Source organism: Amycolatopsis sp. WAC 04197, from assembly GCF_003947475.1.
Lineage (GTDB): Bacteria > Actinomycetota > Actinomycetes > Mycobacteriales > Pseudonocardiaceae > Amycolatopsis > Amycolatopsis japonica.
Genome location: NZ_QHJK01000004.1, coordinates 329,023 through 354,270, shown reverse-complemented (window position 1 = coordinate 354,270; position 25,248 = coordinate 329,023). Strand labels below are relative to the sequence as shown.

Below are 25,248 nucleotides of genomic sequence, written 5' to 3'. Positions count from 1 at the left end.
GACCAGGTGCTTTCCCGGAAAGAAGGAGAACGGCGTGCGCCGAGCTGTCGAGTCCCCGAGCCGTATGGACCTTTCGACAGCCCTGGAGCCGTTCATCCATGGAGTACCTGAACCTCGGAATCCTCGCCCATGTCGACGCCGGTAAGACGAGCCTGACGGAGCGCCTGCTCCATCACACCGGCGCCATCGGCACCCTCGGCCGTGTCGACGCCGGGGACACCCGCACCGACACGATGGAGCTGGAACGCCGTCGCGGCATCACCGTCCGCTCGGCCGTCGTGTCCTTCCGCGTCGGCGACCTGCGCGTCAACCTGATCGACACCCCGGGCCACCCGGACTTCATCGCCGAGGTCGAACGCGCGCTGCGCGTGCTCGACGGCGTCGTCCTCGTCGTGTCCGCCGTCGAGGGCGTGCAGGCGCAGACCCGGGTGCTCATGCGCGCCCTCAAGCGGCTGCGGATCCCCGTGCTGATCTTCGTCAACAAGATCGACCGGGCGGGCGCCCGCGACGACGGCCTCCTGGCCGACCTCGCCGAACGCCTCGACGTCGCCTGCGTGCCGATGTCGGAGGTCGACGGCCTCGGCACGGCGAGCGCGAAGGTCCGGCCGCTCTCGCCGTCGGCGGAGCAGGCCGAGCAGCTCGCCGAGCACAGCGACGCCTTCCTCGCCGCGTATCTCGAAGACGCCGTGACGGCCGACGATTACCGGGCCGAGGTCGTCCGCCAGACCCGGCTCGGCGCGGTCTCCCCGGTTTACTTCGGCTCCGCACGCAGCGGCGAAGGGATCGCCGAGCTGACTTCGGGTATCCGTGAATTCCTTGGCGGGGCTGGAAAATCCGCGCCGGACGACCGATTGCGCGCCGCCGTGTTCAAGATCGAACGCGGCCGCGCGCACGAGAAGATCGCCTATGTCCGCGTGTTCTCCGGCGAGATCGGCGCCCGGGACCACGTCCGGTTCCATCGCCCTGGCGGGGCGGTCACGGCGGAGGCGAAGGTGAGCGCGGTGCGCGTCTTCGAACTCGGCGACGAGACCGTCGAGGCCCGCGCGCGGGCCGGGCAGATCGCCAAGATCACCGGGCTCAAGGAGATCCGGATCGGCGACCTCCTCGGCGTCCCGGAAGACGACGATGTGTCGCCACAGTTTCCGCCGCCCGCCTTGGAAACCGAGGTCGTCCCGGCCGACCCCGCCGAGACGGCGTCGGTGTTCACCGCGTTGCAGGAGCTGGCGGAACAGGATCCGCTGATCACCGTCCGGCAGGACGACGAGACCCGCAAGATCTCGGTGCGGCTCTACGGCGAAGTGCAGAAGGAGATCATCGCGGAGACACTCGCCACACAGCACGGCCTCGATGTCGGCTTCAGCCTCACCCGGCCGGTGTGCGTCGAACGGCCGATCGGCACCGGGCACGCGGTGTGGCTCATCACGGAGAAGCGGAATCCCTTTTTCGCGACGGTCGGGCTACGGGTCGGCCCGGGCACCCCCGGATCCGGCCTGACCTTCGGCCTCGACGTCGAACTCGGCTCGCTCCCGCTCGCGTTCCACAAGGCCATCGAGGAGACCGTCGACGCGACACTGCGGCGGGGCCCGTCCGGCCGGGAGGTGATCGACTGCGTGGTGACCGTCACCCACACCGGGTACTTCAGCCCGGTCAGCGCGGCGGGCGACTTCCGCAAGGTCACCCCGTTCGTGCTGGAAGAAGCGCTGCGGGACGCGAGGACCGAGGTGCTCGAACCGGTCAGCCGCTTCGAGGTGGAACTACCCGCGGACTCGGTGACCGCGACGCTCTCCAGGCTGGTCGAATGCGGCGGGCTCGTCACCGGTTCGGTGGTGCGCGGTGACCGTGCCGAGCTGACGGGCGTGCTGCCGCTGGGCGAGGTCGCCCGGTTCGAGCAGCAGCTGCCCGGCCTCACGCACGGTGAGGGCCTGATGGCCACCGAACCGGCGGGCCACCGGCCCCGGGTTAGCCCGAATCGGCCAATGCCCGGCTAGCCGGAACGAGTACGTTCTTGGTGGACGGCGAAAGCCGCCGTCCGAGGGAAAGGGCCACGATGGATCAGTTTCGCGACACCGCTTCGGCGTTGCGGGAGCTCACGGAGTCGATGCGGCTCGACGAGCCCCGTGACGAGTTGCTGGAACGGGTGGCGGCGAAGGTGGTCGGCCTGCTGCCCGGAGCGGACGCGGCCACGGTGACGCTGTACTCCGACGGCGAGCCGAGCACCGTCGCCGCCACCGACGAGTCCCTGCTCCCCCTGGACAAGGCGCAGTACAGCGCGGACGAAGGTCCGTGCCTGAAGGCCGCCGAGAGCGGCACGATCGTGCGGACCCTGCTGGACGCCGACGCGGCCGAACGCTGGCCGGATTTCGCCGCCACCGCCGAACTGCTCGGCGTGCGGACCGCGCTGGCCTGTCCGTTGTTCGTCCCGGACGAGTCCCACTTCAGGCGGCGGGCGTCCGAGCCGCTGGCCGGCGCGCTCAACGTCTGGAGCTTCCAGGAGAACGCCTTCGATCCGGTGGAGGCGGCCCTGGTCGCGATGTTCACCTCGGCGATCTCGGCGATCATCCTGACCGCGTCCCGCTGGGCCGCCGCCGAACGACAGGCGGAGACCCTGGTCGCCGCGTTGGAGACCAGGGACGCCATCGCCACCGCGAAGGGGATCGTGATGGCACGTCTGGAGCTGAACGCCGATGAGGCCTTTCGCTGGCTCACCGAGGCGTCGCAGCACACGAACCGCAAGATCCGGGAGATCTCGGTGCTGATCGCCGAGGATCCGAGCGCGGTCTTCGGGCGTTAGCCCAGCGAGATCCGGCGGCCCTCGCGTGAGGACTCGAGGCCGGCTTCCGCGAGCCTGATGCCGCGCACCCCCGCCATGAAGTCGTAGGGGTGCGGGGCGTCGTCCACGACGTGGCGGACGAACTGCTCCCACTGCGCGCGGAAACCGTTGCCGAAGTCCTCGTTGTCCGGCACTTCCTGCCACTGCGACCGATAGGACTGTGTTTCCGCCAGGTCCGGGTTCCACACCGGCTTCGGCGTGGCCTCCCTCGGCTGGATGACGCATTTGTGCAGACCGGCGACCGCGCTGCCCTTGGTGCCGTCGACCTGGAACTCCACCAGTTCGTCACGGTGGACCCGCACGCACCAGGACGAGTTGAGCTGGGCGATGACCCCGCCTTCGAGCTCGAAGATCGCGTACGCGGAGTCGTCGGCCGTGGCCGCGTACCGGTCGCCCTTCTCGTCGACACGCTCCGGGATGTGGGTGACGGCCTTCGCGGTCACGGCGTTGACGGCGCCGAAGAGGTTCTCCAGCACGTAGTTCCAGTGGCAGAACATGTCGACGACGATGCCGCCGCCGTCTTCGGCGCGGTAGTTCCAGCTGGGGCGCTGCGCGGCCTGCCAGTCGCCCTCGAAGACCCAGTAGCCGAACTCGCCGCGCACGGAGAGGATCTGGCCGAAGAAGCCGCTGTCGATCAGGCGCTTCAGCTTGAGCAGGCCGGGCAGGTACAGCTTGTCGTGGACGACACCGTTCTTGACCCCGGCCGCCTCGGCGTGCCGCGCCAGCGCGAGGGCGCCTTCGACCGATTCGGCCACCGGCTTCTCGGTGTAGATGTGCTTGCCCGCGTCGATGGCGCGGACGATCGACTTCTCGCGGACCGCGGTCAGCTGCGCGTCGAAGTAGAGCGGGAGGTCGTCGTCGCCGAGCGCGGCGTCGAGGTCGGTGGTCCAGCGGGTCAGCCCGTGCCGGGTGGCGATCTCTTCGAGCTTGTCCGCGTTGCGCCCCACCAGGACCGGCTCCAGCTGCACCCGCGAACCGTCGGCCAGCTCGACCCCGCCGGCCTCCCTGATCGCCAGGACCGAGCGCACCAGGTGCTGCCGATAGCCCATCCGCCCGGTGACGCCGTTCATCACGACGCCGAGTTTCCGCGTGGTCATCCGTTCTCCTTTTGAAAGCGCTTTCCTGACCACATCCTGAAAGCGCTTTCTCACCCTGTCAAGACCGATGCGAGGAAAGTCCCTCCGGCTCAGGAAGCGGGATCGTAGGCGCGGACGGCGTCGAGGTACTCGGTGATGGCGTCCCGGTTGCGGAGCAGGCATTCGGCCCGCCGGGTCATCCGGTCGCGTTCGGCCTCCAGGGTCTGGAGCATCTCCGCGGTCGCGTCCGGGAAGTAGATCTGCCGGGGTTTGTCCAGGCACGGCAGGATCTGCTTGATGATCCTGGTGGGCAGCCCGGCGTCGAGCAGGCCGCGCACCTGGATGACCCGGTCGACCGACGGCTCGGCGTAGTCGCGGTAGCCGTTCGCCAGCCGTTCCGAGATGATGAGACCCTGCTCCTCGTAGTACCGCAGCAGACGGCGCGACGTCCCCGTCCGCTCCGCCAGCTCCCCGATCCGCATGTGCGCCACCTCACTCCGGCCGACTTGACCTTCACATCTATGTGATGGTTCGAGCATACGGAGCATGACTTCGAAACTCCCGCTCGGCGCGCTGCTCGCGCTGACCACGGCGGCCTTCGTCACCGTCCTGACCGAGGCACTGCCCGCCGGCGTGCTGCCCGCGATGAGCGCCGGGCTCGGCGTCGGCGAAGCGGCGACCGGGCAACTGGTGACGGTGTACGCGATCGGCACCGCACTGACCGCGATCCCCCTGTCCGCCGCGACCGCGGGCTGGCGCCGCAAACGTTTGCTCCTGGCCGGAGTGGCCGGGTTCGCCGTCGCCAACACGGTCACGGCGCTGTCCACGAACTATCCCCTGACCCTCGGCGCGCGGTTCGTCGCCGGGATCGCGGCGGGCGTGGTCTGGGCGCTGCTGGCCGGTTACGCCCGGCGGCTGGCGCCGGAAGCGATGCAGGGCAAGGCGATCGCCATCGTGATGACCGGTATCCCGCTCGCGCTTTCGCTCGGCATCCCCGCCGGTACGTTCCTGGGCGGCGTCTTCGGCTGGCAGGTGACGTTCTCGCTGATGTCGGTGCTCGCGCTCGGCCTGCTGGGCTGGATCGCGGTGGGCGTCCCCGACTTCCCCGGACAGGACAAGAGCGGCAGGCTCCCGGTGCGCAAGACCCTCGCCGTGCCCGGCGTCGCCGCGGTGCTGTTCGTGACGCTGACGTTCGTGCTGGCGCACAACATCCTCTACACCTACATCGCCACCTTCCTCGAACACGTGTCGATGGGCGGCGCGGTCGACCGGATCCTGCTGGTGTTCGGGCTGGCTTCGATGGTCAGCATCTGGCTCGTCGGCGTCCACATCGACCGGCGGCTGCGGGCGCTGACCGTCGCGGGCACCGTGCTCGTGGCGCTCGGTGCGACGCTTTTGGCTCTGCTGGGCGGGAATCCGGTCTTGGTCTACGTCGCGGCGACACTGTGGGGACTCGGCTGGGGTGGCGTGCCGACGCTACTGCAGACCGCAGCCGCGAGGGCGGGTGACAAGGGCGGCGCGGCGGACATCGCGCAGGCCATGCTGGTCACCCTGTGGAACGCGGCGATGGCGGGCGGCGGGATCGCCGGCGGCGTCCTCCTCGACGGTTTCGGCGCCGGGTCGTTCCCGTGGAGTGTCCTGGTGCTGCTCGTGCCGACGCTGGCCGTGGTGCTGGTGGCGCGACGGCACGGGTTCACAGCGGCAGTTCCGGATGACTCCGGATCGCCTCGAGAACCAGGTCGACCGCGGCGCGAGGCGCGGACCCGCGCCTGATCGCCGCGGTGATGGAGCGGTCGACCGGTGTCGCGAGCTCGCGAGTGGCGACGCGGTACCGCTTGTCGACGGCGAGGCCGGGCAGGAGCGCGATCGAAAGCCCGGCCTCGACGTGCTGCAAGGTCATCATGTAGTTGCTGAACCGGGCGATCACGCGCGGCTCGAAACCGGCTTCGCGGCAGAGCCGGGTCGCGAGGTTCGCCATGTAGGACTGGGGGATGTCGAACGCCCACGGCTCGCTCGCGTAGGCGGCGAGGTCGGCGGGACCCCGGCCCGCGGCCGGATGGCCGGGCGGGATGACGAGCACGATCGGGTCGGTCGCGAGCGGCACCAGGTCGATGTCGGGCCCCAGCGGCTGCTCGACGAAATCCGTTGTCGTGACGATGACGTCGGCGTCGCCGACCCGGAGCGCCGGCATGCTGACGTGCGGTTCGAGTTCGAGCAGTTCGATCTGGAGGCTCGGATGCGAACGGGCCAGCCGGTTCACCGCGGGGACGGCGATGGTGTGGATCGCGCTCTGGAAGGCGCCGAGGCGGACGTGCCCCGCGGGCCCCTCGCCGAGGCCGCGCAACTCGGCCTCGACGGTGTCCATGTGGTCGAGGATCGCTCGCGCGCGGCGCGCCAGCATGCGTCCGGCCGGGGTCAGCCGGACGCGGCGGCCGGTGCGTTCCAGCAGCCGCGTGCGGGTCTCGGCCTCGAGGACCGCCAGTTGCTGGGACACGCTCGACGCGCTCAGGTTGGCCGCCTTCGCGACCGCGCGGACGGTGCCCAGCGTGTCCAGCCTGCTCAACAGGCTGAGCCTCCAAGGATTGAGCATGGCACCCATTGTTGTACGGATCAGCCGAACAGCACAGCCGGAATCGTGAGCTGGACGTGTCGCTCGGCTCCGACTTACCGTCGGAACATGGCTGCTCCCCTCACCGACCTGTCCACCACCGACCGTTTCTGGGCCGACGCCGACCGGCATCTCGTGCGCTACGCCGGGGCCGGCGACTTCACCCGCGAAATCATCGATCACGCCGCCGGGAGCTACCTGTTCACCGAATCCGGGCGGCGGATCCTCGACTTCACGTCCGGGCAGATGAGCGCGATCCTCGGGCATTCGCATCCGGAGATCGTCGAGACCGTGCGGCGGCAGATCGGCTCGCTGGACCACCTGTTCAGCGGGATGCTGAGCCGCCCCGTCGTCGACCTCGCGCGACGGCTGGCCGAAACCTTGCCGTCGCCGCTGGAAAAGGCGCTCCTGCTGACCACCGGCGCGGAGTCGAACGAGGCCGCGATCCGGATGGCGAAACTGGTGACCGGGAAACACGAGATCGTGTCGTTCGCCCGGTCGTGGCACGGGATGACGCAAGCGGCGGCGAACGCGACCTACAGCGCGGGCCGCAAGGGCTACGGCCCGACCACGCCCGGCAACTTCGCCATTCCCGCGCCGAACCCGTACCGGCCCGATTTCGTCGGCCCGGACGGGGAACTGGACTGGAAACGCCAGCTGGACTTCGCGTTCGAGATGATCGACGCCCAGTCCGTCGGCAGTCTGGCGGCGTGCATCGTCGAACCGATCCTGAGCTCCGGCGGGATCATCGAGCCGCCGGCGGGCTATTTCGCCGCCCTGCAAGAGAAATGCCGGGAGCGCGGGATGCTGCTGATCCTCGACGAGGCGCAGACCGGCTTGTGCCGCACGGGAAACTGGTACGCCTTCGAACGCGACGGCGTCGTCCCCGACATCCTCACCCTGTCCAAGACGCTGGGCGCCGGACTCCCACTGGCGGCGGTGATCACGAGCGCGGAAATCGAGCAGGAGGCGCACGACCGCGGCTATCTGTTCTTCACGACGCATGTCGCGGACCCGCTGGTGGCGGCCGTCGGGAACACCGTGCTCGACGTCCTCACCCGCGACCGCCTCGACGAACGCGCCACCGAACTGGGCGCCTTCCTCCGCCGCGGCCTCGACGACCTCGCCGCCCGTCATCCCGTCGTCGGCGACATCCGGGGGCGGGGCCTGCTGGTCGGCGTGGAACTCGTCGTGGACCGCGCCACGAAACGGAGCTCCGACGAACTGGGCGCGCTGGTCACGCGGCGCTGCCTCGAATTGGGGCTGCACATGAACATCGTGCAGTTGCCGGGGATGGGCGGGGTCTTCCGGATCGCTCCGCCGCTGACGGCCACCGAAGACGAGCTGGCGGAGGGGCTGGCGGTGTTGGATCAGGCGATCGGCGACGCCGGCGCGCGCTGGTCGTGAGACCGTGGCCCCGCAACTCACGTGATTGAAGCCGGAACTCGCGTGATCAGAGGCGAAACACTCGAGTGCGTCCTCCAATCACGCGAGTTACGTCTCTGATCACGCGAGTCACGCCTTCGCTCACGACCCGCTGAACTCCCGAAGCAACCGGGCGACCTCGCCAGGCCGCTCCAAGAACGGCGAATGCCCGGCGCCTTCGACGACCTCCACCCGCGCCCCGACCGCCGAGTAGCGCGCGAAAGTCTTATCACAGTCGTAAAAGCGGTCCCTGCGCCCGAGAATCACCAGGCACGGCAACCCCAAGGCGGCCACTTGCGCATCCAGAGGACGAAATGCGAGCAGTCGCGCGCGTTCCCCGAGTACCACCCGGGCCATCGCGGGCGCGGTGACCGCGTGATCGGCCAAGTCCTGCAAAGGATCGTCGAACCAGCCCGCTCGGCGGAACCGCGAAGCGAACCGCACCCACGGACGGTGAGCCACGAGCCGTACGAGCGCGCTGACCATCGGCAGCAGAACCGAACTCCCCGGCGGAAACGACGCGTAGCTGTAATCCGGCGCCTGCCCGATCAGCACCACGGAACCCACCCGCGGCGAGATTTCGGCCAGCGCCAAGGCGACATCCGCACCGAAGGAGTGACCGGCGACCAGAACGTCCTCGACGCCCAGCGCATCGAGGACACCGGCGACCATGCGCGCCTGCGACACCGCGTCGAGCCCGGACGAACCACCGGTGCATCCGTGTCCCAGCAGATCCACCCGGATCACGTGCCGCGCCGCGGACAGGCCGAGGGTGAGCCGGTCGAACCAGTGCACCGACCCGCAATACCCGTGCAGCAACACCACCGGCGGCCCGGCGCCGTCCTGGCGCACATGGACGGCGACGCCGTTCACGTCGAGGATGTCACCGATGGGGGAACGAGCCACGGCCCCAAACTAGCTCAGACCGGCGCGCTCTCCCGGCTGCGGGACAACAGGAAGGCCGCGATCCCGGCGGGCAGGAACATGAGCACGCCGTAGACCCCGGCGGGCACGGCCATCGCCTTGTCACCGAGCACGGAGAACGCCACGGCGATCGCGAGGGTGGCGTTGTGCACGCCGATCTCCATGGCGGACGCGATCGCCTGCCCGCGGTCCACCCGGAACAGCCGCGGCACGTAGTACCCGATCGCGAGGCTGAGCACGGAAAGCGCCAGCGCCACCGGCCCGAGCGTGCCGATGTTGTCCACCAGCGTCCGGAACTCCTGCGCGATCGCGGCCGCGATCACCAGCACGAGCACCACGGCGGAGCCGATCTTGACCGGTTTGCGCATCCGCTCGGCCCAGGCGGTGAACCGGTGCCGCACCGCCATCCCGAGCACGACCGGGATCAGCACGATCGCGAAGACCTGCACGAACTTCGCGGGCTGGAGCCCGACCGAGGCGCCGCCGTCGAGGAATTCGGCCATCGACAGGCCGACCACCAGCGGCAGGGTGAACACGGCCAGCACCGAGTTGATCGCCGTGAGCGTGACGTTGAGGGCGACGTCGCCGCCGGCCAGGTGGCTGAACAGATTCGCCGACGTGCCACCGGGCGAGGCGACGAGCAGCATCATGCCGACCGCGAGCACGCCTTCCAGCCCGAACAGCACGATGAGGCCGACGCAGATCACGGGCAGCACGATCATCTGGCACACCAGGGCGATGACGGCGGCCTTCGGGTACTTCAGCACCCGCGTGAAGTCGCCGACGGTCAGGGTCAGCCCCAGCCCGAACATGACGAGCGCCAGCGCTACCGGCAGGAGGATCGAAAACATCGCCGAACCCATCGAGGGGCCTCCGTCCGATATGCCCTTTTCAGAGCGGCAATCGTGTCAAGCGACGAGAACCCGGTCAAGCCACCGAAACCCGGACGTGACCCGTAAGAGTTCGGTAACCGCACTCCTCGCCCCGCGCGGGGTTGAATGAACGCATGAAACGCAAGCGGGTGCTCGCCGTCGTGGCGGCCGGACTGGTGGTGGCGGTGGCCGCGGGCCTCTACTGGTTCCAGCCGTGGAAGCTCTGGGTGAACGAGACGGTCCAGGAGGCACTGCCCGTGGCCGAAACCACGGCCCAGCCCACCACTCAAGCCACCGGAAGTGCCACACCCGCCCCGAAAGAGCCCACGGTCGTGGCGACCGGCGCGCTGATCAGCCACGAGCACGCGACCACCGGTGACGTCCGGATCCTGCGCGCGGCCGACGGAACGCTGGTGCTGCGCTTCGAAAACCTCGACACGAGCAACGGCCCGGATCTGCGGGTCTGGCTCACCGACGCGCCGGTGCTCCCCGGCAAGGACGGCTGGTCCGTGTTCGACGACGGCGCGTACGTGAGCGCCGGGAAACTCAAGGGCAACAAGGGCAGCCAGAACTACACGCTGCCGGCGGGGACCGATCTGGCGCGCTATTCGAGCGTGACGATCTGGTGCGATCGGTTCAACGTGTCCTTCGGCGCGGCGGAGCTGGCGAAGGTTTAGGAGAGCCGGTCCACGGCGTACTCCATCTCCGCACGGACGGCGCGCAGATCGATTCCGCCGGGGTCGATGATCGAGGCCACGGCGATCCCCCGCAGCTGCCCCACCAGCGCCGCCGCGTACGCGTCCGGGTCGCGGACGCCGGTGATCGAACCGTCCGCGAGTCCGGCGGCGACCGTCTGCGCGATGGCGAACCGGTAGCGCCGATCGGCCTCGGTCATCGCCGACCGCACCGCCGGATCGCCGACGGTCGCGTCCGTCCAGAGCACCACGAACGCGCGGTTCAGCGGCGGCATGTCGGTGAGCAGCTCGAAGAAGATGTCCAGCAGGGCGCGCAGCATGTCCATCGGGCTGGGCGTCAGGCCGCCGGTCCGCGTGGCGACGGCGGCGCTGAAGGCGTCGGCGAACTTCTCCGCCGCGAACTCGACGAGCCGCTGCACCAGCGTCTCCTTCGAGCCGAACAGCTGGTAGACGACGCCGCTGGGATAGCCGGTCCTGGCGCAGATCATGCCGATCTTGAGCCGGGCGAAACCTGCCTCGCCGATCAGGCGGGCGGCGGTTTCGAGAATCCGTGTCCGTGCGATCTCCTGGTCACGCTGGACCTGGTGCTCCTCCGCAGACGAGTCCACGCCGAGATCCTCCCATGACTTCGGGTTCGTCACCTGTCGACGCGGCGTTACGATCCGGACATGAGGATCGCCTTCGCCGCCGACGACCGGAACGCCACCACGGACGCCGTCCAGGCGTATCTCGCCGAGGCGGGCCACGAGGTGCTGCGCCCGGCGGCGTCGGACGTCTGGCCGGAACTCGGTGCGGCGGTGGGCCGGGCGGTCGCGGACGGTGAGGCCGATTTCGGCGTGGTGATGTGCTGGACCGGGACGGGTACGGCGATCGCGGCCAACAAGGTGCCCGGGGTCCGCGCGGCGCTGGCCTGGGACACCTGGATCGCCGCGGGCGCGCGCAAGTGGAACGACGCGAACGTGCTGGCACTGAGCCTCAAGCGGCTCGCACCCGACGTGGCCGTCGAAATCACCGACGTGTTCCTTTCCGGCGTCCTGCCCGACCCCGACGAATCCGCGAATATCGCCCGGCTCGGCGAAATGGACGAATTCCGCCACTGACCGGCAGTGGACCAGTGAACGATTAACGCTGTCGAACGTATTAGGCCGTTAGCAGGAAAATCACCACTCTACGTAGTGATGCTTCCCATATTGGTCCAGACCACGTACCGTCTCCCGCAACAAAGCGTTCCGCATGGAGGTGGTCGATGAAGACTCATCCCCGCCTGCCCGGTTTCGGCCGAAGCAACGCGATGTCGCCGATTTCCCTTTGACGAAATCATCTCCAAGATCATTTCCCGGCACCGGGTTGTAAGGAGTGAAATGTCGAGAAAAAAATGGCATCTGGTCGGCCTGTTCACGGCCGTCGCGGCGCTCGCGGTCGGTCTGGTGACCGTCCCGGCGAACGCGGCGGGCGGGGTCGGAGCCACCCTGACCAAGGGCTCGGACTGGGGGTCCGGCTGGGAAGGCAAGTACACGATCACCAACAACTCGGGATCCAGCCTGAGTTCCTGGACCCTCGAGTTCGACCTCGCGGCGGGACACTCGATCGCTTCGCTGTGGGACGGCAGCTACACCGTCTCCGGCCAGCACGTGACCGTCAAGAACACCTGGAACGGCAACCTTTCCAACGGTGGCTCGACCAGCTTCGGCTTCAACGTCAAGTACTCCGGCACCTACACCGCGCCCGCCAACTGCAAGATCAACGGCGGCTCCTGCGACCCGGGTGGCGGCAACCCGACCACGACGCCGACCACACCGACCACCACGACGTCCAATCCCCCGACGTCGACCAGCACGAGCAACCCGCCGACCACTACCACGACTTCGAACCCGAACCCGGGCGCGAAGAAGAACCTCGGCTACTTCGTGCAGTGGGGCGTCTACGGCCGTAACTACCACGTGAAGAACATTCACACCTCCGGTTCCGCGGCCAAGCTGACGCATATCAACTACGCGTTCGGCAACGTCACCAACGGTTCCTGCACGGCGAACGACGACACCTACGCCGACTACGACAAGTTCTACGACGCCGGGTCCAGTGTGGACGGTGTCGCGGACACGTGGGACGCGGGCGCGCTGCGCGGTAACTTCAACCAGCTGCGCAAGCTGAAGAAGATGTACCCGGGCCTGAAGGTGCTGTGGTCGTTCGGTGGCTGGACCTGGTCCGGCGGCTTCGGCCAGGCGTCGAAGAACCCGACCGCCTTCGCGGAATCCTGCTACAAGCTGATCAAGGACCCGCGCTGGGCCGACGTCTTCGACGGCATCGACATCGACTGGGAGTACCCGAACGCCTGCGGTCTCACCTGTGACACCAGCGGTCCCGCCGCGATCAAGAACGTGGCACAGGCGCTGCGCACCAAGTTCGGCTCCTCGTTCCTGGTCACCGCCGCGATCACCGCGGACGCCAGCAGCGGCGGCAAGATCGACGCCGCCGACTACGGCCCCGCGTCGGCGTACTTCGACTGGTACAACGTCATGACGTACGACTTCTTCGGCGCTTGGGCGGCGCAGGGCCCGACGGCCCCGCACTCGCCGCTGACGTCCTACCCCGGCATCCCGCAGCAGGGCTTCAACTCCGACGACGCCATCCAGAAGCTCAAGGCCAAGGGTGTCCCGGCGAGCAAACTGTTGCTGGGTATCGGTTTCTACGGCCGAGGCTGGACCGGCGTCACCCAGGACGCCCCGGGCGGCACCGCGACCGGTGCGGCACCGGGGACGTACGAGGCGGGCATCGAGGACTACAAGATCCTCAAGAACAGCTGCCCGTCGACCGGCACGATCGCGGGTACCGCGTACGCGAAGTGCGGCAACAACTGGTGGAGCTACGACACTCCCGCCACCATCAACGGAAAGATGGGCTGGACCAAGAACCAGGGTCTCGGCGGCGCGTTCTTCTGGGAGCTCAGTGGCGACACCTCGAACGGTGAACTGGTCACGGCCATGCGCAATGGCCTGAACTGAGAGGTTGACTGTGGCTAAGCGGACTTGGATCCAGGCCATCGGCCTGTCCGCCGCTGCCGCAACGGCCGGCGCGGTCCTCGTGATCGCGCCGGCCTCCGCGGCCGGCGGCGTCGGTGCCGCCTTCAGCAAGGGCTCCGATTGGGGCTCCGGCTGGGAGGGCAAGTACACGATCAGCAACAACTCGGGATCGAGCCTTCCCGCCTGGACGGTCGAATTCGACCTCCCGGCCGGGCACTCGATCGCTTCGCTGTGGGACGGCAGCTACTCGGTCTCCGGACAGCACGTGACGGTGAAGAACACCTGGAACGGCAACCTTTCCAACGGTGGCAGCACCAGTTTCGGGTTCAACGTCAAGTACTCCGGCGGTTACGTCGCCCCGGCGAACTGCAAGATCAACGGTGGCTCGTGCGATCCGGGCGGTGGCGGCCCGACCACGACGCAGACCACGCCCACCAGCACGACCACGACATCGACGTCGACCTCCCCGACGACCACCACGAGCAACCCGCCGCTGCCCGGCGGCCGTGGCGCGCCGTATCTGTACATGGGCTGGGGAAGCCCGCCGAACCCGCAGACGGTGATGAACGCGACCGGGATCAAATGGTTCACGATGGCGTTCATCCTGTCGTCCGGTGGCTGCAACCCGGCTTGGGACGGCAGCCGTCCGCTGCAGGGCGGTGTCGACGCGAACGCGATCGCGCAGATCAAGGCCGCGGGCGGGCAGATCGTGCCGTCCTTCGGCGGGTGGAGCGGCAACAAGCTCGGCCCGAACTGCTCGACGCCGGAAGCGCTCGCCGGCGCTTACCAAAAGGTGATCGACGCCTACGGTCTCAAGGCGATCGACATCGACATCGAGAACACCGACGAATTCGAGAACGCGGCCGTGCAGGACCGCGTGCTGAACGCGCTGAAGATCGTGAAGGCGAACAACCCCGGTATCCAGACCATTCTCACCTTCGGCACGACGACCACCGGCCCGAACTCCTGGGGCCAGCGGCTCATCGACCAGTCGAAGGCGCTGAACGCCGGGATCGACGTCTACACGATCATGCCGTTCGACTTCGGTGGCGGCGCGGACATGTACGGCAACACGATCAACGCCGCGAACGGTCTGCGGGACAAGCTGAAGTCGACCTTCGGGTGGAACGACGCCACGGCGTACGGCCACCTGGGCATCAGCGGGATGAACGGTCTTTCGGACCAGCGGGAACTCACGAGTCTCGACACCTGGACCCGGATCACGAACTGGTCGAAGACCAACAAGATCGCCAGGCTGGCGTTCTGGTCGACCAACCGTGACCGGGGCTGCCCGAACGGCGGGGTGGCCGAGAACTGCAGTGGTATCGCACAGAACGACTGGGACTTCACGCGGATCACCGCGGGCTTCTGACGTCCCTTTGCGCCCCGAACTGCGGGCCCGCACCGATGCTGCACGGTGCGGGCCCGCTCCCTTTCTGCCCGCATTTCGTCCTCTGAATGCGATCGTTGCACGCGCAAGGATCGCATCCAGAGGACGAAATGCGTGAGGTCTTCGCTGGGCTCCGGGTGCGGCGCTTGGTCGAGGCGTGTCGCGAAAGCCACTTTCGCGACGTCTGATGTCCCGAAAGTGGCTTTCGCGACACGGTTGCTGGGGCGCACGGGTCAAGCCGGCCCCAATGCCTCGCGAGCGTGCTGCGAAAGCCACTTTCGCAACCTTCAGCGTTGCGAAAGTGGCTTTCGCAATGCCTCCCGGCCCTGTGACCAACGCCTGCAAGCCCTGAGTACGTGAAGGACCCCTTCACTGCGTCTAGCGCAGTGAAGGGGTCCTTCACGTACTAGCGGGACCACAAGCGACGCGTTTAGTCCTCTGAATGCGGATCAGGGCAAGGCGTTCAGGAACGGCTCATGGGCGTTCTGGAACTCCCATCCGTAGTACCGGTCCCAGTTGATCGACCACGTCATCAGCCCCCGCAGCGCGGGCGAAGCACCGCCACGCAAGGAATACGACCCGCATCCGGAGTTCTTCACCAGGCAGTTCAGCGCCGAATGCACCGCCGCCGGCGCGGTGTGCCCGTTGCCCGCGCTCACCGCGGCGGGCAGGCCGAACGCGATCTGGTCCTCACGCAGCCCCGGGAACCGGAATCCGGTCGACGACACCGTGAAACCCGCCTTGATCATGTCGGTCATCGCGATGTGGAAATCCGCGCCGCCCATGAAGTGGTACTGGTTGTCCAGGCCCATCACCGGTCCGGAGTTGTAGTCCTGGACGTGCAGCACGGTCAGCGCGTCCCGCATCGCGTGGATCACCGGCAGGTACGAACCCGTCCGGTTGTCGGCGCCGCCGAGGCCGCCGTAGTACTGGTATCCGGTCTGCACGAAGAACGTCTCCGGCGCCATCGTCAGCACGAATCCCGCACCGTAGCGGGCTTTCAGCGTCTTCAACGCCGAAATGAGATTGACAATCACCGGCGTGGTCGGATTGCGGAAATCGTTGTCCCCGGAGTTGAGGTACAGCGAGTGGCCCTCGAAGTCGATGTCGAGCCCGTTCAGCCCGTACCGGTCGATGATCGCGGACACCGAGCTGACGAACGCGTCGCGCGCCGCGGTCGTGGTCAGCTGGACCTGGCCGTTCTGGCCGCCGATGGAGATCAGTACCTTCTTGCCCTGCGCCTGCTTCGCGCGGATCGCGGCGATGAAATCCGCGTCGCTTTCCACGGTCGGGCATTCCGCGACCGGGCACCGCGTGAAGCGGATGTCGCCGGAGGTCACCGAAGTCGGCTCACCGAAGGCCAGGTTGATGATGTCCCACGCCGCCGGGACGTCGGCCATCCGCGTGTAGCCGGACCCGTTGGCGAAACTCGCGTGCAGGTAGCCGATCAGCGCGTGTTTCGGCAGGCCGGTGTCCACGCACCCGGAGGTCGTGGCGCCCGCTTCGGTGGTCTTCGGCGATTCACCCGCGCTGTTGTACGCGGCCACCGAGTAGTTGTGCGACGAACAGGCCGTCAACCCCGAAATCGTCGCCGAAGTCCCGGTCACCGTCGCGACCACGGTCCCGCCCTCGTACACGCGATAGCCGGTCACCGTCCCCGCCGAGGCGCCCCACGAGAGCGCGATCGACGAGTTCGTCACCGTGCCGACGGCCGGGTTTCCCGGGGTCGGCGGCGCGCCGGGGGTGCCTCCGCCGGGTCCGTCGAGGCTGATGTCGTCCGCGTAGAAGGTGCCCGATCCGTACCAGCCGTGGACGTACACCTCGGCCGTCGTCTGCGTGGCCGACGTGGTGAACGAGAGCGAGAGCTGTGTGTACGAGGTCGCCGCGGTCCAGGTCGAGGGCCCGCCCGTGACGCCGAGGTACACCGGGTTCCCGTTCACCCAGGCCGAAACCGCGTAGGTCGTGTTCGGCCGGACGGATACCGTCTGTGCGCATTTCCCGATCGTCGAGCCGGGCGTGACCGAAACGGCGTAACCGCCCGAACGGACCGGTGTGCTCACGGCCGCGCCCGCCGCGCAGGACCAGCCGGAGGTCGAACCCGCCTCGAAACCGGGATTGAGGAGCAGGTTGGCCGCGTTCGCGGTGCCACCGCCGGTGATCAGGCCGGTGAAGGTGAGCACCAAAACGGCCAGAAATGCCATGGATCTGGAACGCCTCATCGCGATTCCTCCGTGAAAGGGCGGCCTGCCGCCGCGCTGGGCTAATTGTCTAGACCAATCTGGCGAAAGTCCATACCCCGCGCCCACCAGGGTCCAAAGACCCGACTACTCCGGGCTGCTGTACCGGTGTGACGCGCGGGCGCGCTCCGTAACGTCGGAAGGGCCAAGAGGGCTGGGGGCTTTCGGGAGGTGGGGATGTTGGGAACGCACAGGAGCGTGCCGAGAACGGGCGATCCGGCGTGATGACCGTGTCGGATGCCGTGCGCCCCACCTACGTACCCCGGCCGGGGGAACCGGACGGCGAGCTGATCCGCGCGGCGATCGGCGGTGACCGGCGGGCCGTCGAGAGCCTGCTGGCCCTGCTGCGGCCGATCGTGTTCCGGTACTGCGCGGGGAGGCTGGGCGCGACGACACGCGGCGTCGCCGGCGCCGAGGACTGCGCGCAGGAGGTCCTGATGGCCGTCCTCGTCGCGTTGCCGCGCTACAGCTACCAGGACAACAGCTTCCTGCCGTACGTCTTCGGGATCGCTTCGCACAAGGTCGCCGACGTCCGCCGCAACCTCGCGCGCGACCCGTCCGCGCCGGTGCCCGATCCGGAGCCCGAACAGGACGGACCGTGGAACCCGACGTTCGAAGAGGTCGAGAGGGCGGATCGCGGCCGCCGGCTGTCCCGGCTGTTCGAGGTTCTTTCGGCGAAGCAGCGCGATGTGCTGGTGCTGCGCGTGATCCACGGGTGCAGCGCCGAAGAGACCGCGGGCGCGCTGGGCATGGCGAGCGCGGGCGCGGTCCGCGTCACCCAGCACCGGGCCCTCAACGAACTGCGCCGCGTGCTGCGCGAGGATCCCGATTTCGCCGGTGGGTTCACCTTCTTCTAGGAAGAGGACTTACGGCGCTGGGTGGCGTAGACGGCTGCGGCGGTGCGACGTTCGAAGCCGAGCTTGTGCAGCAGGGACGACACGTAGTTCTTGACCGTCTTCTCCGCCAGGTACAGCTTTTCCGCGATCTGGCGGTTGGTCAGCCCGTCGGCGATGTGGTCGAGCACCCGCCGCTCCTGCGGGCTCAGCTGTTCGTACCGCGGGTCCGGGGCGTCGGTCTCGCCGCGCAGCCGGTTCATCACCGACGCCGTCAGCGTGCTGTCCAGGAGCGATCCGCCCGCGGCGACCGTGCGGACGGCCTTGACCAGCGCGCCCCCGGAGACCTGTTTGAGCATGTAACCCGCCGCGCCCGCCATGATCGCGCCGAACAACGCGTCGTCGTCCGAATAGGACGTCAGCATCAGGCAGGCGGGCGGCGGGTCGATGGACGCCCGGATCTCCCGGCAGACACTCACTCCCTCACCGTCCGGCAGCCGGACGTCGAGCACCGCGACCTGCGGTTTGACCGCGGGGATCCGCACGTACGCCTCGGCGGCCGTGGACGCTTCGCCGACCACGGTGAAATCGTCCTCGGCCTCGAAAACGGTTTTGAGCCCGGTGCGCACGAGTTCGTGATCGTCCAGGAGGAACACCGAAATCGTCATCCCACACTCCCCTGTCGGGCCGGCAGTTCCACCGACCAGTCGAGCCTCGTACCGCCTTCGGGCCGCGCCTCGACGCGGAATGTCCCGTTCCACCGGGCGGCGCGTTCGGCGAGGTTCACCACCCCGCTGCGATGGCCGGGCTCGGCGGGCATGCCGACGCCGTCGTCCACCACCGAGAGTTTGAGCCACCGCCCGTCGCGATCGACCGCGACGTCGACCGAGACCGTCGTCGCCGCGGCATGTCTGACCACATTGGACAGTGCTTCGCGCAGCGTCGCGATGAGGTCCGAGCGGACCGTGTCCGGCACGGTGGAATCGAGCGGCCCATCGAACCCGACCCGGGGCTCCGACGCGCAGCCCGCGTCCAGCGCAACCCGCAGCAGCTCCGACCGGAGGCTGCCTTGTGCCTCCGCCGGTTCCTGCAGGGAGAAGATGCTGTTGCGGATCTCGCGGATGGTGCGGTCGATCTCGTGCGCGAAGCCGGTCACCCGGTCGGCGACGGCGGGTTCGCTCGCGAGCCTGCTGAGCCCCTCCAGCCCGAGCCCGATCGCGAACAGCCGCTGGATCACCAGGTCGTGCAGGTCGCGGGCGATCCGGTCGCGGTCTTCGAAGACGGCGAGCCGCTGCCTGTCCTGTTGCGCGCGGGCGAATTCGACCGCGAGCGCGGCGTGCGCGGCGAAGGTCTCGGCCAGCTGGACGTCGTAGGCGGAGAACGGGGTCCGGTCGCGGAACTTCGCGACCAGCAGGACACCGAGCTTCTCCTCGCCGACGATCAGCGGGACGGCGACCGTGGAGTCGAGATCCTTGATCGCCGCGGGCATCACGGCGCCGCGATCGCCCTGGTACTCGACCACCTTCTCGCCGTAATCCCGGACCACGACGGGTTTTCCGGTGGTGAACGCCATCCCGGTCGCGGTGCCCTCGGTCGGCACGGCGATACCGGCGAGCTTGTCCGAGTCCGGGCCGGGCGGCTCGACGATCTCGAAGACCAGCTGCCCGTCGCCGCGTGGCCGGGCCACCGCGCCCGCGGTCCCGCCGGCGACGACGCGGGCGCGTTCGGCGATCAGGCGGAGGGTCGCGGTCAGATCCTGGTCGGTCAGAAGCGCGCCGGTGACGTGGTACGAGGCTTCGAGCCAGCGCTCGCGCCGCTGCACCTGGTCGAACAGTGCGGCGTTCTCGATCACCACACCGGCCGCCGCGGTGAGCGCGACGAGCAGGTCGTCCTCGGATTCGGTGAACTCCTCACCGTCCGGTTTGCGGGCCAGGTACAGCATCCCGAAGATGCGGCCGCGCATCCGGATCGGCACCACGCGGGCGTCGTCGTCGGACGGCGGCCGCTCCCAGGCTTCGCCGAAGCGGATGAACTCGTCCGAATCGAGCACGCTGAGCGCGCCGAACGGCGCCCCCGTCAGCTCGCAGGCGGATTCGACCATCCGCCGCAGGACGTCGGACAGGCTGAGATCGTGGGCGATCCCCGCCACCGCGTCCAGAATCCTCGGCGCCTTGGCGTCACTCGCCGCACTCACCCGCCGCACCGCCGTCACCGTCCCGGAGTAACTCCCCGGGCAGTGGGGTCAGGAATGACAAACGCGCCCGGATCGCTCATCTGGTGCGTCGATCACGGACAGTGCTTCGTTACTGCAAGCGCCGAGGATCCTTCGACCGGTTACCGACTCGATGGGGATCCGGAGATACCGGGAGTCCGTCCGGCCGGTCCAGCAGCCCAGCGGCAAGGTCTCGAGTTCGGCGATCACCAGGGGATCGCGCACCTCGGAGGCGCGGCCGACGACGGTGACGAACCAGCCCGTCCCGAGGTCCTTGGCGAACTCGTCGACGGCGAACGCCACCACACTGTCGAGTATCCCGGCGAACAGCGCGCTCTGTGACGGCGTCCGCACCACGATCGCGCCGTGGTGCAACGCGAACCGCGCCGGCTGGATGGCGGGCATGGCCCGGGAGGTGAACACCACCCGGCCGAGCCCGGCCCGCGCGAGCAGCGCCAGGCACTGCTCGCGATCGAGCGTTTCGAGACCCAAGGAGTCGGACATCGGCATCCCCGCGTTCTCGTAGTTCCTCTGCGTCGAGGTCCACGGTCCCCGGCTTACCGACTCGCCGGTAGGGCCGATGGACCCGGCCCGTGCGGGGGATGCCGGGCTACGCCTTGGGCGAGAGCAGGACGACGGGGATCTCCCGGTCGGTCTTGGTCTGGTACTGCGCGTAGTTCTTGAAGTCCGCGGTGATCTTCGGCCACAGGCGGGCGCGCAGATCGGCGTCGGCGACGCTCGCGACCATCGGCTTCGGGGCCTCCCCCTTCAGCGTGACCTGGACGTCGGGGTTGTCGCGGAGGTTGAGGAACCACGCCGGGTGCTGGTCGTCGCCACCGCGGGAGGCGACGATGACGTACGCGTCGCCCTCGCGCAGCGGCGAGGTCAGCAAGACCGTGCGCGGCTGGCCGGATTTGCGGCCGATGGTGGTCAGTTCCAGCACGGTCATCCCGGCGACCTGCCAGCCGGCGCGGCCGCCGCTGACCTTCTGGATGACGCGGTGGACGGCGTTCATGGTCTTCAAGGCGAAATCGGAGGGCATGCGGAGAAGACTACTCCGCTTTGGTCGCGACTTCGATTCCGTCCAGCAAGACGGACAGCGAGAACTCGAATGCCTCCCTCGCCTCCTCCTCCAGATAGGACACGGTTTCGTCCTCCATGCGGAACGCCTGCTCGGCCTCCATCCAGGTCAGCGTCGGGAATCGCTCGGCGAAGTCCGGCGAGACCTCCTTCAGATGCGCGGACCTCGCATGCCACCAATCGTCGTCGGACTGCCCTGTCACCTTTTCGGCGAGCCTGGCCTCCGAAGCCGTCCTGGCGGGCTCGCGCACGCACGAGTACAGCGCGCTGACCAGCCGTCGCAGCGCCGCCGGGCGCAACCCGGTCCGGCGGAGGATCTTCACCAGCGCCTCCAACACGACGTACTCGTTCGGCCCGAGCACCGGCCGCGCCTGCGAGACCTGCAGGACCCAGGGGTGCCGCAGATAGAAGTCCCAGAGCCCCTCGGCCCAGCGCGCGGCGTCCGCGCGCCAGCTGTCTCCCTCGTAGGCGACCGAGACCTCGGCGAGCGCCTTGTCGTACATGAGATCGACCAGTTCGCTCTTGCTCGGGACATAGGTGTAGAGCGCCATGGCCGTCCGGCCGAGCCTGTCCCCGACCGCGCGCATCGAGAGACCCGCCATGCCTTCCGCGTCCGCGATGGTGATGGCGGTGTCGACGATCAGCTCCACCGAAAGCCCAGGTTTGGGCCCGGGCCGCTCGGCGTCCGGCGGCTCGGTCCGCCACAGCAGTGCCATCGACCGCCGGGGGTCCCCCTGCGCCGCGTAGACGACCACTTGCCAACTCCTTACAGCATAAACTAACCTCTGCTACCCTCACTTTACAGGCTAAAGAGTTCCAATCAGGGGAGAGCCATGCCTTCGGCCGCCGACAGCCACGACATGATCCAGGTGCGCGGAGCCAGAGAGAACAACCTCGCCGACGTCTCGGTCGACATCCCCAAACGCCGCCTCACCGTCTTCACCGGTGTCTCGGGGTCGGGGAAGTCGTCCTTGGTGTTCGGCACCATCGCCGCCGAATCGCAGCGGCTGATCAACGAGACCTACACCGCGTTCATCCAGTCCTTCATGGCCCCGGTCGGACGGCCGGACGTGGACGCGCTGCGGAACCTGAGCGCCGCGATCGTCGTCGACCAGGAGCGGATGGGGGCCAACTCCCGCTCCACGGTCGGCACCGCGACCGACGCGCACACCATGCTGCGGATCGTCTTCAGCAGGCTGGGACAGCCGCATATCGGGACGTCGGGAGCGTTCAGCTTCAACCTTCCCGAGGGGATGTGCCCCGACTGCGAGGGGCTGGGGAAGGTCTCCAGCATCGACATCGACCAGCTCGTCGACAAGGAGCTTTCGCTCAACGAAGGAGCGATCACCGTCCCGAACTTCGCGCCGGGCGGCTGGTACTGGAAGGGACTCGCGGAGTCCGGTTTCGTCGATCCCGCGGTCAAGCTGAAGGACTACACCCCTCAGCAGTGGGAAGACTTCATGTACAAGCCCGCCACCAAGATGAAGCTCGGCGGGCTGAACACCAACTACGAAGGCCTGCTGGTGAAGGTGCAGCGGCTGTTCCTGTCGAAGGACAAGGAAGCGACGCAGCCGCACATCCGGGCCTTCGTGGACCGGGCGATCACGTTCCGGCGATGCCCGGCGTGCGACGGCGCGCGGCTCAACCAAGCGGCGCTGTCCTCGAAGATCGAAGGACTGAACATCGCGGACTGCTCGTCGATGCAGATCAACGATCTCGCCGATTTCCTCCGCAAGATCGACGATCCGTCGGTGGGCCCGCTGATGCAGACCCTGCGCGGCACCCTCGACTCGCTCGTCGAGATCGGCCTCGGCTACCTGAGCCTCGATCGCGAATCCGGGACGCTTTCGGGCGGTGAGGCGCAGCGCGTGAAGATGGTGCGGCACCTGGGTTCCAGCCTCACCGACGTCACCTACGTGTTCGACGAGCCGACCGTCGGGCTGCACCCGCACGACATCCAGCGGATGAACGGTCTCCTGCTCCTGTTGAAGGACAAGGGGAACACGGTGCTCGTCGTCGAGCACAAACCGGAGACCATCGAGATCGCCGACCACGTCGTCGACCTCGGCCCCGGCGCGGGCCCGAACGGCGGGCAAATCTGCTACACCGGCGACGTCGCCGGCCTGCGGGCGTCCGGCACGCTCACCGGACGGCACCTCGACCACCGTGCCCGGCTGCGCACGGAAGTCCGCGCGGCACGCGGGCAGATCGAGATCCGCAACGCCACCCGGCACAACCTGCGCGGTGTCGACGTCGACATCCCGCTGGGCGTGCTGACCGTGGTCACCGGGGTCGCCGGTTCGGGCAAGAGCTCACTCATCCACGGTTCACTGTCCACAAGGGACGACGTGGTGGTGCTCGACCAGTCGGCCATCCGCGGCTCGCGGCGCAGCAACCCGGCGACCTACACCGGCCTGCTCGACCCGATCCGCACCGCGTTCGCCAAGGCCAACGGCGTCAAGGCGGCCCTGTTCAGCGCGAACTCCGAAGGCGCGTGCCCGAAATGCAAGGGCATCGGGCTGATCTACACCGACCTGGCGATGATGGCCGGGGTGGCGACGGTCTGCGAGGAATGCGAGGGCAAGCGGTTCACCGCCGAAGTCCTGACCTACAAACTGCGGGGCAAGGACATCAGCGAGGTGCTCGCCATGCCCGTCGCCGAGGCGCGCGAGTTCTTCCCGTCGGGGCAGGCGCGGACGATCCTGGACCGGCTTTCCGACGTCGGCCTCGGCTACCTCGGGCTCGGGCAGCCGCTCACGACGCTGTCCGGCGGGGAGCGGCAGCGGATCAAACTCGCCATCCGGATGGCGGAGAAGTCGGCGACCTACGTCCTCGACGAGCCGACCACCGGCCTGCACCTCGCCGACGTCGACCAGTTGCTGGGGCTGCTCGACCGGCTCGTCGACGACGGGAACACGGTGGTGGTCATCGAGCACCACCAGGCCGTGATGGCGCACGCGGACTGGATCGTCGACCTCGGGCCGGGCGCGGGTTCGGACGGGGGTCAGGTGGTGTTCACGGGGACTCCGGCCGATCTGGTCGCTTCGGGTGACACGCTCACGGCGCGGCACCTTCGCACCTACGTGGGCCGCTAGCGCTTCCCTCCACCCGCGAGTGTCATGAAAGGGTCGTTCAGGACAAAAGATGTCCTGAACGACCCTTTCATGACATCCGGGACCGACGCCGAACCGCTTCACGACCGGCCACCGCACCGATAAGCCCCAGCACCACCAAAGCCAGCCCCGAAGTCACCATCTCCACCGGCGAGGCCGCCAGCGGCGAAACCCCGGTCACCGACTCCAGCCCCACCACCGCGGTCAGCACCGAGTAGGCACCGATCGCCGCCCACACCAGCCGCACGCGCCGCCGTTCCGTCCAGTCCGCGAACCGCAGCAGCCAGGCGAGCCCCGGCACGATGAGGATCGCGTGCATCGCCACCGCGTGCAGCGGCTTCAGCGCGCCGGCGGTGGTGTACGCGACCTGCGGATTCCCGCCCCGCGCCTCGACGACGCCGCTCGCGATCATCGCCGCGCCCGCGCCGAGCGCCACCAGCAGCGCGACGAGCCCGAACCGCACCGCGAGCCGCATGCTCGCCGTCGTCTCGCCCTCTCCGCGCATCGCCGCGGCCGTGAAGGTCACCGCCGTCAGGATGATGACGCCGCCGCCCGCCGCGAGTGTCGTCGACACGGCGTTGTCGAAGCCGGTCTCGAAGTTGAAGTGCGACGGCACCCCGCGCCAGGCCTGCATGCTCACAAGCACCGTCTCCACGACACTCGCCCCCGTGAACACGCCGAGCAGCGTGTTCCGCACGCGTGGCCGCACCGCGACGTACGACGTCGCCCAGGCGACGGTGACCAACGTCAGCCCGAACGACAGGCCGAACGTGACCGCCTTCCGCATCGACAGCGGCCCGGTCCACGAACCGCCGGACGCGATCAGCACGACCGCGTGCACGAGACCGCTGAGGAACAGGAGCGCCCCGGTCGTGTAGGCGACACGTTCGATCGTCCGCATCATGCCGTCGAGTGTCTTCCGCGGCGACGCGG

23 protein-coding genes are annotated in these 25,248 nt (G+C 68.4%); 10 read left to right on the top strand and 13 right to left on the bottom strand.

The window, feature by feature from the left end:
• Nucleotides 1-98: 98 nt before the first annotated feature.
• Entirely contained in the window at nt 99-1,988 is a 1,890-nt protein-coding gene (locus tag DMC64_RS18530) for a translation factor GTPase family protein (protein WP_125734518.1), read from the top strand.
• 59 nt (nt 1,989-2,047) lie between these two features.
• Entirely contained in the window at nt 2,048-2,791 is a 744-nt protein-coding gene (locus DMC64_RS18525; RefSeq protein WP_125734517.1) for a GAF and ANTAR domain-containing protein, read from the top strand.
• Here DMC64_RS18525 and DMC64_RS18520 read toward each other — a convergent pair.
• Nucleotides 2,788-3,927 (bottom strand): Gfo/Idh/MocA family protein, encoded by a 1,140-nt coding sequence (locus DMC64_RS18520; RefSeq protein ID WP_038509067.1) that lies wholly within the window; start codon nt 3,925-3,927, stop codon nt 2,788-2,790. The two genes, DMC64_RS18525 and DMC64_RS18520, sit on opposite strands and share 4 nt — an antisense overlap.
• Before the next feature lie 89 nt (nt 3,928-4,016).
• Complete coding sequence (locus tag DMC64_RS18515) at nt 4,017-4,388, bottom strand: MerR family transcriptional regulator (protein ID WP_037342533.1); 372 nt, start codon at nt 4,386-4,388, stop codon at nt 4,017-4,019.
• 64 nt (nt 4,389-4,452) lie between these two features.
• Between DMC64_RS18515 and DMC64_RS18510 the strand changes: the two genes are divergently transcribed.
• On the top strand, nt 4,453-5,679 hold the full coding sequence (locus DMC64_RS18510; RefSeq protein WP_125734516.1) for an MFS transporter: 1,227 nt from the start codon (nt 4,453-4,455) through the stop codon (nt 5,677-5,679).
• Here the strand turns inward: DMC64_RS18510 and DMC64_RS18505 are convergent.
• Nucleotides 5,600-6,496 carry a LysR family transcriptional regulator gene (locus tag DMC64_RS18505; protein WP_125734515.1) on the bottom strand — a complete coding sequence of 299 codons (897 nt, stop codon included), beginning with the start codon at nt 6,494-6,496 and terminating at the stop codon, nt 5,600-5,602. The genes DMC64_RS18510 and DMC64_RS18505 overlap by 80 nt on opposite strands.
• An 87-nt stretch (nt 6,497-6,583) precedes the next feature.
• Here DMC64_RS18505 and DMC64_RS18500 point away from each other — a divergent pair, with 87 nt between their 5' ends.
• The gene (locus tag DMC64_RS18500; RefSeq protein ID WP_125734514.1) at nt 6,584-7,921 is read left to right on the top strand and encodes an aspartate aminotransferase family protein; all 1,338 of its coding nucleotides are present in this window, start codon (nt 6,584-6,586) and stop codon (nt 7,919-7,921) included.
• Between the two features lie 120 nt (nt 7,922-8,041).
• Here DMC64_RS18500 and DMC64_RS18495 read toward each other — a convergent pair whose 3' ends face one another.
• Nucleotides 8,042-8,845, bottom strand: a complete 804-nt coding sequence (locus DMC64_RS18495) for an alpha/beta fold hydrolase (protein WP_125734513.1) — start codon at nt 8,843-8,845, stop codon at nt 8,042-8,044.
• Nucleotides 8,846-8,859: 14 nt separating this feature from the next.
• Complete coding sequence (locus DMC64_RS18490) at nt 8,860-9,726, bottom strand: bile acid:sodium symporter family protein (protein ID WP_125734512.1); 867 nt, start codon at nt 9,724-9,726, stop codon at nt 8,860-8,862.
• A gap of 143 nt (nt 9,727-9,869) precedes the next feature.
• On the opposite strand from DMC64_RS18490, the gene DMC64_RS18485 reads away from it, so the two are divergent.
• The gene (locus DMC64_RS18485) at nt 9,870-10,412 is read left to right on the top strand and encodes a DM13 domain-containing protein (protein ID WP_125734511.1); all 543 of its coding nucleotides are present in this window, start codon (nt 9,870-9,872) and stop codon (nt 10,410-10,412) included.
• Here the strand turns inward: DMC64_RS18485 and DMC64_RS18480 are convergent.
• Nucleotides 10,409-11,038 carry a TetR/AcrR family transcriptional regulator gene (locus DMC64_RS18480; protein ID WP_125734510.1) on the bottom strand — a complete coding sequence of 210 codons (630 nt, stop codon included), beginning with the start codon at nt 11,036-11,038 and terminating at the stop codon, nt 10,409-10,411. The two genes, DMC64_RS18485 and DMC64_RS18480, sit on opposite strands and share 4 nt — an antisense overlap.
• A 60-nt stretch (nt 11,039-11,098) precedes the next feature.
• Here DMC64_RS18480 and DMC64_RS18475 point away from each other — a divergent pair, with 60 nt between their 5' ends.
• The 3 genes from DMC64_RS18475 to DMC64_RS18465 all read left to right on the top strand — a co-directional run bounded on the left by DMC64_RS18475 (nt 11,099) and on the right by DMC64_RS18465 (nt 14,822).
• The gene (locus DMC64_RS18475; RefSeq protein ID WP_125734509.1) at nt 11,099-11,530 is read left to right on the top strand and encodes an RpiB/LacA/LacB family sugar-phosphate isomerase; all 432 of its coding nucleotides are present in this window, start codon (nt 11,099-11,101) and stop codon (nt 11,528-11,530) included.
• A gap of 261 nt (nt 11,531-11,791) precedes the next feature.
• Entirely contained in the window at nt 11,792-13,432 is a 1,641-nt protein-coding gene (locus DMC64_RS18470; RefSeq protein ID WP_125734508.1) for a glycosyl hydrolase family 18 protein, read from the top strand.
• Between the two features lie 37 nt (nt 13,433-13,469).
• Nucleotides 13,470-14,822 carry a cellulose binding domain-containing protein gene (locus DMC64_RS18465; RefSeq protein ID WP_370324387.1) on the top strand — a complete coding sequence of 451 codons (1,353 nt, stop codon included), beginning with the start codon at nt 13,470-13,472 and terminating at the stop codon, nt 14,820-14,822.
• A gap of 467 nt (nt 14,823-15,289) precedes the next feature.
• On the opposite strand, the gene DMC64_RS18460 is transcribed toward DMC64_RS18465, so the two are convergent.
• Entirely contained in the window at nt 15,290-17,059 is a 1,770-nt protein-coding gene (locus DMC64_RS18460) for a chitinase (RefSeq protein WP_125734507.1), read from the bottom strand.
• Between the two features lie 242 nt (nt 17,060-17,301).
• Between DMC64_RS18460 and DMC64_RS18455 the strand changes: the two genes are divergently transcribed.
• On the top strand, nt 17,302-17,934 hold the full coding sequence (locus tag DMC64_RS18455) for a sigma-70 family RNA polymerase sigma factor (RefSeq protein ID WP_125734506.1): 633 nt from the start codon (nt 17,302-17,304) through the stop codon (nt 17,932-17,934).
• On the opposite strand, the gene DMC64_RS18450 is transcribed toward DMC64_RS18455, so the two are convergent.
• From DMC64_RS18450 to DMC64_RS18430, 5 genes are all read right to left on the bottom strand, one after another.
• A complete protein-coding gene (locus DMC64_RS18450; RefSeq protein WP_073848207.1) occupies nt 17,931-18,578 on the bottom strand; it encodes a response regulator transcription factor in 648 nt (215 codons plus the stop codon). The two genes, DMC64_RS18455 and DMC64_RS18450, sit on opposite strands and share 4 nt — an antisense overlap.
• Nucleotides 18,575-20,122 carry a GAF domain-containing protein gene (locus DMC64_RS18445; RefSeq protein ID WP_125734505.1) on the bottom strand — a complete coding sequence of 516 codons (1,548 nt, stop codon included), beginning with the start codon at nt 20,120-20,122 and terminating at the stop codon, nt 18,575-18,577. The genes DMC64_RS18450 and DMC64_RS18445 overlap by 4 nt, the downstream gene beginning before the upstream one ends.
• 30 nt (nt 20,123-20,152) lie before the next feature.
• Nucleotides 20,153-20,632 (bottom strand): pyridoxamine 5'-phosphate oxidase family protein, encoded by a 480-nt coding sequence (locus DMC64_RS18440; protein ID WP_037341604.1) that lies wholly within the window; start codon nt 20,630-20,632, stop codon nt 20,153-20,155.
• Nucleotides 20,633-20,732: 100 nt separating this feature from the next.
• Nucleotides 20,733-21,164, bottom strand: coding sequence for a nitroreductase family deazaflavin-dependent oxidoreductase (locus tag DMC64_RS18435; protein ID WP_037341601.1), 432 nt, complete (start codon nt 21,162-21,164; stop codon nt 20,733-20,735).
• Between the two features lie 10 nt (nt 21,165-21,174).
• Nucleotides 21,175-21,957, bottom strand: coding sequence for a TetR/AcrR family transcriptional regulator (locus tag DMC64_RS18430; RefSeq protein ID WP_125734504.1), 783 nt, complete (start codon nt 21,955-21,957; stop codon nt 21,175-21,177).
• A 78-nt stretch (nt 21,958-22,035) separates the two neighbouring features.
• On the opposite strand from DMC64_RS18430, the gene DMC64_RS18425 reads away from it, so the two are divergent.
• The gene (locus DMC64_RS18425) at nt 22,036-24,297 is read left to right on the top strand and encodes an excinuclease ABC subunit UvrA (RefSeq protein ID WP_125734503.1); all 2,262 of its coding nucleotides are present in this window, start codon (nt 22,036-22,038) and stop codon (nt 24,295-24,297) included.
• A gap of 67 nt (nt 24,298-24,364) precedes the next feature.
• Here DMC64_RS18425 and DMC64_RS18420 read toward each other — a convergent pair whose 3' ends face one another.
• Nucleotides 24,365-25,219: a hypothetical protein gene (locus DMC64_RS18420; RefSeq protein ID WP_125734502.1), complete on the bottom strand. Its 855-nt coding sequence runs from the start codon at nt 25,217-25,219 to the stop codon at nt 24,365-24,367.
• Nucleotides 25,220-25,248 lie beyond the last annotated feature (29 nt).